Annotated in this window: 12 protein-coding genes; 4 read left to right on the top strand and 8 right to left on the bottom strand. The window is 54.3% G+C overall.

Translation table 11 applies throughout. The features are described 5' to 3' along the window. The first annotated feature begins 1 nt into the window (after position 1). A complete protein-coding gene (locus L0H14_RS00615) occupies positions 2-925 on the top strand; it encodes an SseB family protein (protein WP_301421306.1) in 924 nt (307 codons plus the stop codon). Here L0H14_RS00615 and L0H14_RS00610 read toward each other — a convergent pair whose 3' ends face one another. The 3 genes from L0H14_RS00610 to L0H14_RS00600 all read right to left on the bottom strand — a co-directional run bounded on the left by L0H14_RS00610 (position 926) and on the right by L0H14_RS00600 (position 3,277). Beyond that, on the bottom strand, positions 926-1,273 hold the full coding sequence (locus L0H14_RS00610) for a MarR family winged helix-turn-helix transcriptional regulator (protein ID WP_301415954.1): 348 nt from the start codon (positions 1,271-1,273) through the stop codon (positions 926-928). A gap of 106 nt (positions 1,274-1,379) precedes the next feature. Next, the gene (locus L0H14_RS00605; RefSeq protein WP_301415956.1) at positions 1,380-2,063 is read right to left on the bottom strand and encodes an FMN reductase; all 684 of its coding nucleotides are present in this window, start codon (positions 2,061-2,063) and stop codon (positions 1,380-1,382) included. A 53-nt stretch (positions 2,064-2,116) separates the two neighbouring features. After that, a complete protein-coding gene (locus L0H14_RS00600) occupies positions 2,117-3,277 on the bottom strand; it encodes an LLM class flavin-dependent oxidoreductase (RefSeq protein ID WP_301415958.1) in 1,161 nt (386 codons plus the stop codon). A gap of 180 nt (positions 3,278-3,457) precedes the next feature. Between L0H14_RS00600 and L0H14_RS00595 the strand changes: the two genes are divergently transcribed. Further along, positions 3,458-3,907, top strand: coding sequence for a (deoxy)nucleoside triphosphate pyrophosphohydrolase (locus tag L0H14_RS00595; protein ID WP_301415959.1), 450 nt, complete (start codon positions 3,458-3,460; stop codon positions 3,905-3,907). Positions 3,908-3,966: 59 nt separating this feature from the next. Here L0H14_RS00595 and L0H14_RS00590 read toward each other — a convergent pair whose 3' ends face one another. The 5 genes from L0H14_RS00590 to L0H14_RS00570 are packed head-to-tail and all read right to left on the bottom strand — an operon-like array spanning position 3,967 to position 10,098. After that, entirely contained in the window at positions 3,967-4,827 is an 861-nt protein-coding gene (locus tag L0H14_RS00590) for a CoA ester lyase (RefSeq protein ID WP_301415961.1), read from the bottom strand. Next, positions 4,824-5,324, bottom strand: coding sequence for a MaoC family dehydratase (locus tag L0H14_RS00585; protein WP_301415963.1), 501 nt, complete (start codon positions 5,322-5,324; stop codon positions 4,824-4,826). The genes L0H14_RS00590 and L0H14_RS00585 overlap by 4 nt, the downstream gene beginning before the upstream one ends. Positions 5,325-5,331: 7 nt before the next feature. Beyond that, entirely contained in the window at positions 5,332-6,471 is a 1,140-nt protein-coding gene (locus L0H14_RS00580; RefSeq protein ID WP_301415965.1) for an acyl-CoA dehydrogenase family protein, read from the bottom strand. A gap of 28 nt (positions 6,472-6,499) precedes the next feature. After that, complete coding sequence (locus L0H14_RS00575) at positions 6,500-8,491, bottom strand: biotin carboxylase N-terminal domain-containing protein (protein WP_301416016.1); 1,992 nt, start codon at positions 8,489-8,491, stop codon at positions 6,500-6,502. Continuing rightward, the gene (locus L0H14_RS00570) at positions 8,491-10,098 is read right to left on the bottom strand and encodes a carboxyl transferase domain-containing protein (RefSeq protein ID WP_301415967.1); all 1,608 of its coding nucleotides are present in this window, start codon (positions 10,096-10,098) and stop codon (positions 8,491-8,493) included. Before L0H14_RS00570 ends, L0H14_RS00575 begins: the two co-directional genes overlap by 1 nt. An 82-nt stretch (positions 10,099-10,180) precedes the next feature. Between L0H14_RS00570 and L0H14_RS00565 the strand changes: the two genes are divergently transcribed. After that, the gene (locus L0H14_RS00565; protein WP_301421304.1) at positions 10,181-10,825 is read left to right on the top strand and encodes a TetR/AcrR family transcriptional regulator; all 645 of its coding nucleotides are present in this window, start codon (positions 10,181-10,183) and stop codon (positions 10,823-10,825) included. An 85-nt stretch (positions 10,826-10,910) separates the two neighbouring features. Next, positions 10,911-12,584 (top strand): AMP-binding protein, encoded by a 1,674-nt coding sequence (locus L0H14_RS00560; RefSeq protein WP_301415972.1) that lies wholly within the window; start codon positions 10,911-10,913, stop codon positions 12,582-12,584. Positions 12,585-12,706: the final 122 nt, after the last annotated feature.

Raw genomic sequence — 12,706 nt, 5'->3', positions numbered from 1 at the left:
AATGCGTGATAAACCTCAACTGCCAGGCCATATTCAAGCAGCCATAGATCGAAATTTGGCGCGCCAAAATCGAGATGCCTTTGGCCGCCCCGCTGATTCAGCAGGTGCAACGTGGGAGGGACGAGACCTCTCTGGTCCGGGCATAGACGGATCAACCAATCCACTCCATGCATTCGACACCGATGATGGCCTAGCGGATGACGCCTGGACCAAAGTCAGCCAAGATCTGATCGACGGAAACGCGGATGAAAAAGACGTGTTCAAAGTCTTGGAGAAGATTCGGGTCTTTGCTGCTGTTGTCCCAACCGTCGCTGAAACCAGCCACCACACCCACGTAAACCACAACGGGCACGAACACACAGTGGAGTCAGACAAAGAGTCGGATGTGGCATTGGTGTCGCTGACATCAGCTGATGGTCGCGGTGCATTACCGGTCTTTACCTCGATCCCGAAACTGACGGCTTGGTATAAGGAAGCCAGGCCCGTCGCTGTGTGGATGCCTCGAGCCTGCTTGAGCGCCGTGGACGAAGGAAACGAACTAGTTGTCGTGGACCCCGACGCTACGCTGACCTACGTGGTTCGCCGTCCCGCTGTATATGCCCTGGCCCAACAACAACAATGGACACCCGCATATGAGGATGTCCAAATTGCACAAGAACTTTCCGAATTGACCGACCTCATACCGGGCCTAGCCCAGCTTGCCATGGCACCAGGCCGAGGAGTCGCAACGCAGACTACTGACGGCACTGTAGTTGCTGGTGGGGGAGCGGGACCAGAGCTTGCGCTGGTCGCCACGCCGAATGATCCATCGGACACCATCGGCAATAAGTTGATGCTGTCGACACTGCAAACGCTTATTGCAGATCAGGAGCTGCTAGCGCAGCGGGCCGATACAGTAGAAATCATGCTCGGCTCCACTGGCTAATTAGTCATCGTGTACCTGATCGAGATTTTGCGCGACCTGAGCAAAGATCCGGTGAATCATTGTTAGCTGTTCGTCGGTCACCGCGTTGGTGAAAAGGTTTTTGACTCCTTTTGCATGAATAACTGAGGCGCGCCGAAACATAGTTCTGCCTTCGGTCGTGAGCTCTGCTTCCCATGCACGACCGTCCTCGGGGCACTTCACCCGTTTAACGAGGCCACGCTCAGACAGCACTTTTACTTGGTAGGTCAAACGCGATGGGGAAAAAACGATTGCATCGGCAAGTTGCCCCATGCGCATACGACCTTCAGGAGCCTCTGAGAGTAGCAACAGCATGTTGTATTCACTCAAGGTAAGGCCCATTTGCTGTTTCAGTCGTTTCTCTAAATTGTCGAGAAGACGTGCAGTGGTCTCAAAATAGACACGAAATGCTGGGCCAAGGGGCTGTCGCAGCTGATCACTTGTCAGGTCCGTTGAGGAGTTGTTCAAAGGGAATCACTTCCAGTTCTTTAGGCTGTGATGGTGCACGGCGTGGGCGCGGATCTAAACGAGTGACGACATCGGTAAGATCATCTCCGGCGCGGACTATTCGACGACTCAAATATGCCTCATTGGAATTCGAGTCAGTTTTGGCCGTACCCCAGTCTTCAGTGGCAGCGTACACGCCGGTGGGCATAACACGCATTCGTAGATACGAAAATAGCGGGCGCATCGCAGTATCGATCACTAATGAATGACGGGGGCTGCCGCCGGTTGCCCCCAATTGGATTGGGACGCCCGTGAGTGCGTCATTGTCCACCAGATCCCAGAACGATTTGAAGAGACCTGAATAAGAGGCTTTGAAGACCGGGGAGACGGCAATAATACCATCGGCTTGTTCGACCTCTTTGATGATTTCGTCCAACCGCTCAGAGCGGCTTGATGTCACCAGAGAATCAGCGATGTCTGTTGCGACTTCGCGAAGTTCAAATTGGTGCATCTCCGGTCGGTACCCGCGTTGTGACAGTGCATCAGCGGTGGCGTCGGCCAGCTGTTTGCCTAGCAGGGAAGTCGAACTCGGGTCGCTGAGACCGGCCGCGACGACGGCTATGTGTAGGGTGTCCGGGGTAAACGGATCTGTTGATTCAAATGATGCTTCCATATCAATCCTTGTGTATTTCCCGATAAGCTACCATACTCGGCTGCGACAAGGCCTTATTCAGCTTTATCCTCTTGAGCTTTTTGACGCTCTTCGTAAGCTTTAGACCCTACGCCACCACCTGCGACTGGAGCATTACCGGCCGCCTGGCGTTCCTTGAGGAACTCGTGGGTTGGAGCTGACGGCACGTCGTCTGGACGACCCTTTGCAAATTCTTTGCGCAAAGCCGGCAGAACTTTCTCCCCGAACAAGTCGATCTGTTCTAAGACGTCTTTGGTCGGAAGACCAGCGTGGTCGATAAGGAACATCTGACGTTGGTAATCTCCTACCCACTGACGGAATTCCAAGGTACGTTCAATGACCTGCTCCGGCGAACCGACTGTCAGAGGAGTCATCTTTGTGAAATCTTCCATTGACGGGCCGTGACCGTAGACCGGGGCGTTGTCGAAGTATGGGCGGAATTCGTTCCAGGCATCCTGGGACTTCTCGCGCATGAAGGTCTGACCGCCTAGGGCCACGTATGCCTGGTGGGCTTTGCCATGACCGTAGTACTCGTAGCGTTGACGGTACAGCTGGACCATCTGGACAACGTGTTCCTTGTTCCAGAAAATATTGTTATGGAAGAAACCGTCACCGTAGTAAGCTGCCTGTTCTGCAATTTCTGGCGAGCGAATAGAGCCGTGCCAAACGAATGGTGGCACATCATCAAGTGGGCGCGGAGTAGAGGTGAACTGCTGCAGGGGCGTGCGGAAGCGCCCTTCCCAATCGACCTCGGCTTCACGCCATAGACGGTACAAGAGATTGTAGTTTTCGACGGCCAGCGGAATGCCCTGGCGAATGTCTTTGCCAAACCATGGATAGACCGGCCCGGTATTGCCGCGACCCATGGCCAGATCCATGCGACCATCGGATAAGTGCTGCAGATAGGCATAGTCTTCTGCCAGACGAACAGGATCCATGGTGGTGATCAACGTGGTTGATGTGGATAGGATAAGATTCTCGGTCTGTGCCGCAAGGTATGACAGCAGGACCGGCGGGTTGCCAGGTGCAACAAATGGCGGGTTGTGGTGCTGGCCGGTTGCAAAGACCTCGAAGCCTGCTTGTTCAGCATGCTTTGCAATCTTGACCGTATCCTTTATACGCTGGTTCTCAGATGGAGCTTTTCCAGTGTGTGGATCAGGTGTGACATCACCGATGGTGAAAATACCAAACTGCATAAGATTTCCCCTTATAAAGTATTTCAATTCTGAACTACCTAAAGTGTAACCCTCAATGAAAAGTATTTCAAATCTGAAATACATCTGCGGTCCGGTGTTTGTGCCGCCGAGCGACATGCTCTTCGTGAACCGGGATCAACTTCTGCTGGGGATCTCGAGCTTCGCGATAAGCTAGAAGCCATGAATAATACCTTGTCCAACTCCGTGGTCGTGGGTGCCGCTATTTTTGACCACGCTTCTCAGCCGACCAAAATGCTGGCGGCTCGACGAAAAGCGCCCAAATCCTTGGCCGGATACTGGGAGTTTCCGGGTGGCAAGGTTGAAGCGGGTGAATCTCATACGGGTGGACTCCTCCGTGAGATCCAAGAGGAACTCGGTGTCGATGTAGAGATCCTGGAATTGATCCAAGCTCCAGATGAAACTGGGTGGCCCCTGGACAATGGCATGCGCCTACATGTTTTTACAGCTGTTGTGACTTCGGGTGAACCGTTGCCGCTGGTTGAGCACGATAAGCTGGAATGGACAGCTCTGAATGCTGACGACATGCATGCGCTGGACTGGATTCCGGCCGATCGTCCGATTGTTGATGCCATCCTAGCCAAAGTAGCTGGTCACACGACCACAGTTTAGGATGCCACCACAATGGTGGCTGGCTCACAAAATGAGCGGCCAACCACCGAAGTGGGTTGTTACTCTCCAGGTAACTGAGCTTTAAGCTTCTCCGCGCGGTTCACCACGTTCTGAGCGTGCGCGATGAGAGGGCCGTCAACCATTGTTCCGCGGAATTGGAACACTCCTCGTTGCCGTTTAACTTCCGCTAGCAGTGCGTGGGCATATTCGCTTTCCGCCTCGGTGGGCGTATAGGCGTCACGAATTACTTGGACCTGTGCCGGATGAATACAAGCCTTTGCTGTCCAACCGGTCGCCACGGCGTCCTCCGCCTCTGCGATGAACTGATCCGTGGGGGAGAGGTCCGTATGAATTGTATCGATGCTGGCCTTACCCGCTGCAGCAGCAGCTAATAGCACCTGTGCTCGGGCAAAACGTGGCACATCACGATACGTACCGTCTGCAAAGCGCGAAGCTGATCCGCCGGTGGATACCATGAGGTCCTCGGCTCCCCACATCAGTGCAGCAACCGATGGATGCTTGGCAATCTGCGGAGCCTCGATAACTCCCGACGCTGATTCGCACAGCGCAATCAACTTCACGCCAGGCAGGGCCGAAGCAGCTTGTGAGATATCGCCGATGCTTTCGACTTTTGGGACCATCACAAAGCGTAGAGCTGTGTTGGTTAAGAGGCCCGCGTCCTCGGAGAAATCTGGGTCTGCCACGGGATTGACCCGGACGATAGTTCTTTCCGTGGTCGGTTTGTCCATGCGGGCTAAATGTTCAGCCAGGGCGGTTCGAGCACTGGACCGGTCATTCGGAGCAACAGCATCTTCGAGATCGATAATAACGGCATCGGAACGCTCATATGCCTTTGAATAGCGCTCGGGGCGGTCCGCTGGGACAAAGAGTATCGCCGGGCCTATATTAAATGAACTCATACGGTGGCCTCGCGATGCTTGGCCTGCGACTCCCACAACAGTGTCGAGCGGATGCACTCGGCCACGATGTCGCCGTGCTGATTGCGACCGATATGCCGGAACGTGATGATGCCTTGACCTGGGCGGGACGACGACAAGCGTTTATCTACAATTTCTGTTTCGGTATATAGCGTGTCACCGTGATAAAGCGGTTTGGGAAAGTTGACCTTCTCAAATCCCAGGTTCGCCACGATGGTGCCCTGGGTGAGCTGGGCGACAGATGCTCCAACGATCGTCGATAACGTGAACATCGAATTAACCAGCGGCTGGCCGAATTCCTGTTGAGATGACCAGTGTGCATCTAGATGCAACGACTGCGTATTCATCGTAAGAGTTGTAAAGCTGACGTTGTCGGATTCGGTCACCGTACGCCCAGGTGCGTGCCGATAGGTGGCCCCGATTTCAATTTCATCGTAATAGAGGCCACGTTGCTGAATGATTTTTGGGTAATCAGTCATAACGCTCCTAGAGTCCCAATGAGCGTGCGATGAGCATAAGTTGTACTTCGGTGGTTCCTTCGCCGATTTCCAGGATCTTGGAATCCCGGTAGTGGCGGGCCACGAGGGTTTCATTCATGAATCCATAACCGCCGAAAATCTGAGTTGCGTCACGCGCATTATCCATGGCAGCTTCGGAAGCTACCATCTTGGCAATCGAAGCCTCGGTTTTGAACGGTTGGCCGGCAATTATCTTCATAGCTGCTGCATAATATGCCGAACGTGCAGCATATGCCCGAGCTTGCATCCGTGCGATTTTGAACGAGACGCCCTGGTTTTCTCCGATGGGTCGCCCAAAGGTGGTTCGAGTCTTGGCGTACTGTACGGACTCGTCAACACAACCTTGAGCCGCACCGGTGGCAAGAGCAGCAATCGCTACGCGTCCTTCATCTAGAATGCCCATAAAGTTTGCGAAGCCGCGCCCGCGTTCGCCCAGTAGGTTTTCCTCCGGAACCTGGACATCCTGAAGGGTCAGTGGATGTGTATCCGATGCATTCCAACCGACCTTGTCATAGGCAGGTTCCGCGGTAAAGCCGGGTGTGTCTGTTGGCACTATAATCGTTGAGATTTCATCCTGACCGGTCACGGCGGTGACGGTCACCATCGAGGTGATATCGGTGCCCGAGTTCGTGATGAACTCTTTGTTGCCGTTAATCGTCCAGATCCCATTTTCGAGTGTGGCCTTGGTTTGTGTGCCACCGGCGTCGGAACCTGCTGCGGGTTCGGTTAGCCCGAATCCGGCGAGCTGTTTTGCTTCGGCGAGCGCCGGCAGCCATTGTTGTTTCTGTTCCTCCGTGCCGAACTTCAGGATGGGCATCATGCCCAGCGATACGCCCGCTTCCAGGGTGATTGCAACCGATTGGTCGACTTTCGCCAACTCTTCGAGTGCTAGACACAGGGTGAAGTAGTCGCCCCCTTGGCCTCCGTACTCTTCGGGAATAGGCAGCCCGAACAGTCCCATTTCGCCCATCTGGGAGATGACATCGTAGGGGAATGACTTTTCTTGGTCGTGTTTGGCAGAAACTGGAGCCACCACGTCTTGGGTGAATTCGCGCACCCCTTCAACCAGGGCGAGTTGCTCTTCATTCAGGAGGTGATCGATTGACATAGATAAACCTTCTTTCGCCGAACCGGCTCTACTCGCCATCTTCGGTATCGTCTGCGGTGACAGTTAAAATGTTCTGATCTAATCTGACTTGCTGGGCATCGGCGACGTGAATTGTCACGGTGCCATCCAGCGGGGCCTTGAGCGGGTGTTCCATTTTCATCGCTTCAATAGTTACGACCGTTTGGCCGGCGGTGACGTGACTCCCGTCAGGAACATGGACCGCGGTCACCGTGCCGGGAAGCGGTGCACGGACCTGGGGATCCACGCCACGTTCTTCAGCTTCCAGGCTGGCCAGGTTATGAAGTACTTGGGCTCTGTGGTCCAGTACGCTCATCACACCGGTGAAGTTGTTGGAGGCCACCCAAATGCGGGTGCCTTCGGGCTTCGGAGCTTCTGAAATGAGCGTTACCGTTTGTGTCCCAGACTCGTCGTGATACACAAACTCATGGTCTACATCGGTGGGTAGAAGTTGGGCTTCTGTACACAGTGCCACTTCGAATGCTTCGGGTTCTTCCTCGACAGTATGGACCGTATAGGTCGGGGCGACAACACCGGTTAGTCTGAATCCGTCGTCGTTCCACGCCAGCGAGGGGCTCTTGGTGCCGTGATGCACCAGGCGAGCTGCCATCTGGGCATGTTGGGGTGTGGGAGAATCAAATACCATTCCGGGGAGCCGCTGTTCTACCAGTGTTGTATCCATATCGCCTGTTGCGACATCTGGATCCCGAATGAGGTGCTGGAGGTATTCGAGGTTGGTGTTGACCCCAAGAATGGTCATCTCATCTAGCGCCTGATCTAATCGCGCCAGCGCCTGTGCTCGATTGCTCCCGGTCGCAATCACCTTGGCCACCATCGGGTCAAACTCGGTACCAATTTCGGAACCGGTTCGCAACCCAGAGTCGACGCGGACGCCATCACCCGTAGGTTCGGTAAGATGCAGCACCGTTCCAGTGGATGGCATGAATCCCGCTGCCGGCGTTTCCGCGTAGACGCGGGCTTCGATAGAGTGGCCCTGCGATACGACCGCATCCTGATGTAACGACAGCGTCTCCCCAGCGGCAATACGAATCTGTTCTTCCACGAGATCGACACCGGTGGTTTCCTCGGTGACGGGGTGTTCCACCTGCAACCGGGTGTTCATTTCCATGAAATAGAATTTGTCTGGTTCTGTATCGGACACTAAAAACTCTACGGTCCCGGCGCCAACATAGTTCACAGATTTTGCCGTTTCCACGGCAGCTTCTCCCATGCGGGCTCGCGTTTCTTCAGTCAGGAGTACCGAGGGTGCTTCTTCAATAATCTTTTGATGACGACGCTGCAAAGAGCACTCTCGTTCACCTAGATGAATCACATTGCCGTGGGTATCTGCCAAGACCTGGACTTCGATATGCCTCGGGGCTCGGACGAGCTGTTCAATCAGAAGGGTATCGTCGCCGAAGGCTGCTTTTGCAACACGGCGGGCGGTCTCCAACTGGCCAGCAAGCTCTCCGTGCGATTCCACCACGTGCATACCCTTACCGCCGCCACCGGCTGAGGGCTTGATGAGCATCGGGAACGTCATATTTTTGGTGGCTTCGATCAGTTGTGTATCACCAAGATCGGGCTCGGAGACACCGTCTACCATCGGCACACCGGCCTTGGCCACGTGATTTTTGGATCGAATCTTGTCGCCCATAACTTCAAGCGCATGTTCATTGGGCCCGATAAATGTGATGCCGGCTCGTTTGCAGGCACGTGCTAACTCCACGTTTTCGGATATGAAGCCGTAGCCAGGGTGAATCGCTTCGGCGCCGGTGTCCACCGCGGCTTGCACCACGGCTTGGGGGTTGAGATACGAATCGGCTGAGGTCTCACCGAGTAGCACAGCCTGTTGGGCAAACCGCACGTGTGCTGCATCCTGATCGGCCTTGGAATAGACCGCTACCGATCTGATACCTAGGTTATGGAGCGTCTTCGCAATGCGAATGGCAATTTCGCCGCGGTTCGCAATCAGTACTTTAGAAAATAGCTGCAAATTCATCACATCCGGAATAGACCAAATTGGGGGTCAGCCATAGGGGCACGGGCACAAACATCGAGAGCCATGGCCACAACACGACGAGTGTCTTCTGGATCGATGATGCCATCATCCCAAAGTCTTGCGGTCGAGTAATAGGCGTCGCCCTGAGCGTTGTATCGATCCAGAATTGGCTGCTTGAACGCGGCTTCGTCATCAACCGACCAGTCTTCACCGGCTGCATCATATTGATCGCGTTTGACAGTGGCCAAAACGCCAGCGGCCTGTTCCGGTCCCATCACCGAGATCCGCGCATTCGGCCACATAAAGAGGAACCGTGGTGAGTAGGCACGCCCGCACATGGAATAGTTGCCGGCACCGAAGGAACCACCAATGACAACCGTGATTTTTGGAACCCTAGTGGTGGAGACAGCAGTCACCATCTTGGCGCCGTTTTTTGCAATGCCACCGGCCTCATAGTCTTTACCGACCATAAACCCGGAAATGTTCTGCAAGAACAACAGCGGGATGCCCCGCTGATCGGCGAGTTCGATAAAGTGTGCACCTTTGAGCGAGGACTCCGAGAAGAGGATGCCGTTATTGGCGATGATACCGACTGGGTGTCCATCGATGCGAGCAAAACCGGTCACCAGTGTTGTGCCGTAGTTCTCTTTGAACTCATGGAACGTGTCTGCATCGATGACGCGTGAGATGATTTCGCGCACGTCAAACGATGTGTGTTGATCGGTCGGAACAACTCCACAGATCTCGGACGGATCATGAGCGGGTTCCAACGCTTCGAACTTGTTCCAGATACGTTCAGGAGTTTCTGGCAGGGTGGCCACGATGTTGCGAACGATCTGCAGAGCATGGTCGTCGTTTTCTGCAATGTGGTCGGCCACACCGGAGGTACCAGTGTGTACTTCAGCGCCGCCGAGCTCTTCAGAGGTAACAACCTCCCCGGTAGCGGCTTTCACGAGCGGGGGGCCGCCGAGGAAGATTGTCCCTTGGTTCCTGACAATAACTGATTCGTCGCTCATCGCGGGAACATAGGCACCGCCAGCAGTGGAGGAGCCTAGAACCGCCGCGATTTGTGGGATACCACGTGACGACATTTGTGACTGGTTGTAAAAGATGCGTCCGAAATGATCTCTATCAGGAAAGACTTCATCCTGGCGTGGTAAGAAAGCGCCACCAGAATCTACCAGGTATAAGCACGGCAGACGGTTATCCATTGCGACCTCTTGAGCGCGGAGGTGTTTCTTCACCGTCATCGGGTAGTAGGTGCCGCCCTTGACCGTTGAATCGTTGCACACGATCATGACATAGCGGCCCTGGACCAAACCGATCCCTGCGATGAGTCCAGCACCCGGTGCATCGTCGTCGTACATGCCAAAGGCTGCTAACGACCCAATCTCTAAGAACGGCGAACCTGGGTCAAGTAATCGGCGCACGCGCTCGCGGGGGAGAAGCCGGCCCCGATCGATATGGCGTTGACGAGCACGTTCCGAGCCACCTTTAGCAACCTCAGCCATTCGATCGCGCAGTTGTTGGCGCAGTTGGCTGTGATGGGTAAGGTTTGTTTGATATTGCTCGGAGTTGGCATCAACTTGTGTTATCAGCTGTTGCATTATTCTCCTGACAGAGTGGATGCAGTGTATATTTCAGTTTATGGTGACTAACTGAAATTCAGAATAGTGATGGAGATTGCATTTGTCTAGTACTGAGATAAACACAGACCGTGGCGGAGCCAAAACACAGCGCCAACTTGAGAAGGAAAAGCGCCGAGAGCAGCTTCTTGCATCAGCAGGGCGGCTCTTTTCTGATCGAGGATTCGCTTCTGTCTCACTTGACGAGATCGGGGCCGAGGTTGGTGTGACTGGCCAGGCTATCTACCGGCACTTTGAATCCAAGCAGGATATGCTCGGTGCGCTCATCGGGCAGGCCGGATATAACTTGCTGCTATCGGGTCGGGCAATTGAAACGTACAATCCCGACACCTACGAGCGATTGCAACAGTTGGTTGAGTTGCAGACTGATTTTGCGTTGACCTCCCCCGATATTATTCGGGTTCAAGATCGTGACCTGGCTGTGGTGGAGGAACGGCAGCAGCGCGAAATTCGACGCACTCAGCGTGAATACATTGACATATGGGTTCGTGCGATGGGGGATGTTCATCCGGAGGAGACCGCGGAGCAGCGTCTCGTTCGAGCGCACGCGTTGTTTGGTTTGATCAACTCGACGGGCCACTCCTTCAGGGGGTTGGCAAAGCGTCAACAGACCGGTAACTTTCTGGCATATCTCAAAAGAATGTTGCCGCAGATGGCCATGGAATCCATCTATGCTGCCCCAAAATAGTATGCCGGCCAGTCGAGCTGGTGACGCGCATCACGGTTTGTTAGATTGATGATCGAAACAATCAGTCACCGAGGAAAAAATGGTTATGACAGAACAACTGACGTATTCCTATGCTGTAGGACCAACCGATGTCGCCTTGATCGAGGAGACGATTTCGATCAATCTCGCGAAAACCGCGGCTAAATATCCACACAACATCGCTCTTATCGATGCAGCCGCGGACCGGCAATGGAGTTATGAGCAGTTTTATCGCGATGTGCGCGGTCTTGCAACGGGCCTGCACCGAGCTGGTGTCGTCACCGGAGAGCGCGTTGGCATTTGGGCGTTGAACCGCTGGGAGTGGACCATGGTCCAATACGCAACCGCGGAAATAGGCGCCATCATGGTGAACATCAATCCGGCCTACCGCCAGCATGAGCTGAATTACGTATTGCAACAAGCCGGTATTACCACGCTTATTTCGTCCGAGGCAGTGCCGACCTCTAATTATCCACAATTGATCCAGCGTGCCGAGGATGAGCTGGGCGCCCTAGATCGAGTAATCATTATGAATGATGCCTCGTGGGACGAAGTCTTTGACGTTGAACCTGATGATGCGGCGCTGGACGCGATCCAAGCTACGTTGAGCAACACTGATCCCATCAATATTCAATACACGTCGGGCACCACAGGTTTCCCGAAGGGTGCGACACTGTCACACCGCAACATTCTCAATAATGGTTTCTTTGTTGGTGAGATCAACCGGTATACCGACCAGGACCGTATTTGTATTCCAGTACCGTACTACCACTGCTTCGGTATGGTCATGGGGAACCTAGCGGCGACCACCCACGGTGCTGCGATGGTGCTTCCGGCGCAAAGCTTTAACGCCCAACAGACGTTGGCTGCGGTTGAAGAATACCAGTGCACCTCGCTTTATGGGGTGCCAACAATGTTTATCGCAGAACTGGCGCTAGATAACTTGGCGGATTTTGACTTATCCAGCCTGCGAACCGGGATTATGGCTGGTTCGCCGTGTCCCGACGAGGTCATGCGAAAAGTGATCGACACCATGAACATGGACGAAGTCACCATTTGTTACGGCATGACAGAAACATCACCTGTGTCCATGCAAACCCGTCCCGACGACGACCTTAAGCTTCGTGTCTCAACCGTTGGCCGGCCCAGCCCGCACGCGGAAATTAAAATCGTTGATCCGGCTACCGGTGAGACCCAGCCGATCAATACCCCCGGGGAGTTGTGTACCCGCGGCTACCTTGTGATGCAGGGCTACTGGAACCAGCAAGATAAAACCGATGAAGCGCTTGGCGAGGATGGCTGGATGCGCACCGGCGACGTCGCTGAGATGGATGAAAATGGCTACGTGCAGGTGACAGGACGCATGAAGGACATGGTCATCCGCGGTGGTGAGAATATTTACCCGCGTGAGATCGAAGAGTTCCTCTACACCCACCCGGACATTTTGGATGCCCAGGTCATCGGGGTTCCTGATGAACGCTACGGTGAAGAACTGATGGCATGGGTGCAGTTGCGCAAGGGCGCCCCACAGCTGACCGCCGAAGGACTGAGGGAGTTCTCCGAGGGGTCGCTAGCAAAATATAAGATCCCTCGGTACGTACATGTCGTCGATGATTTTCCGACAACAGTCACTGGCAAAGTGCGGAAAGTAGAAATGCGTGAAACATCACTGTCCTTACTAGAACAGGGCGGGGTCATCGATGATTATCGTGCTCCGATGACGCAACCGACTTCAAGATGACCCTTCAGCAGTCAGCTTGCGGATGGGTTTGCGTGACGAACACCGGCAATACTTCTGACTTGTTGACTACACGTCTTAGACTAAATGGGGCCGAAACCTCATTGCTTTGGCCCCACGAGTGA

The organism is Yaniella sp. (assembly GCF_030453185.1).
GTDB lineage: Bacteria > Actinomycetota > Actinomycetes > Actinomycetales > Micrococcaceae > Yaniella.
Note: the sequence above shows the minus strand (reverse complement) of the source record. Positions and strands in the feature narration are given on the sequence as shown.

What these genes read in the sequence shown, in the direction of transcription:
- L0H14_RS00605 (WP_301415956.1), bottom strand. Translation starts at nt 2,063, where the DNA reads ATGGAAGCATCATTTGAATCAACAGATCCGTTTACCCCGGACACCCTA.
- L0H14_RS00575 (WP_301416016.1), bottom strand. Translation starts at nt 8,491, where the DNA reads ATGAATTTGCAGCTATTTTCTAAAGTACTGATTGCGAACCGCGGCGAA.
- L0H14_RS00595 (WP_301415959.1), top strand. Translation starts at nt 3,458, where the DNA reads ATGAATAATACCTTGTCCAACTCCGTGGTCGTGGGTGCCGCTATTTTT.
- L0H14_RS00615 (WP_301421306.1), top strand. Translation starts at nt 2, where the DNA reads ATGCGTGATAAACCTCAACTGCCAGGCCATATTCAAGCAGCCATAGAT.
- L0H14_RS00560 (WP_301415972.1), top strand. Translation starts at nt 10,911, where the DNA reads ATGACAGAACAACTGACGTATTCCTATGCTGTAGGACCAACCGATGTC.
- L0H14_RS00600 (WP_301415958.1), bottom strand. Translation starts at nt 3,277, where the DNA reads ATGCAGTTTGGTATTTTCACCATCGGTGATGTCACACCTGATCCACAC.
- L0H14_RS00590 (WP_301415961.1), bottom strand. Translation starts at nt 4,827, where the DNA reads ATGAGTTCATTTAATATAGGCCCGGCGATACTCTTTGTCCCAGCGGAC.
- L0H14_RS00585 (WP_301415963.1), bottom strand. Translation starts at nt 5,324, where the DNA reads ATGACTGATTACCCAAAAATCATTCAGCAACGTGGCCTCTATTACGAT.
- L0H14_RS00580 (WP_301415965.1), bottom strand. Translation starts at nt 6,471, where the DNA reads ATGTCAATCGATCACCTCCTGAATGAAGAGCAACTCGCCCTGGTTGAA.
- L0H14_RS00570 (WP_301415967.1), bottom strand. Translation starts at nt 10,098, where the DNA reads ATGCAACAGCTGATAACACAAGTTGATGCCAACTCCGAGCAATATCAA.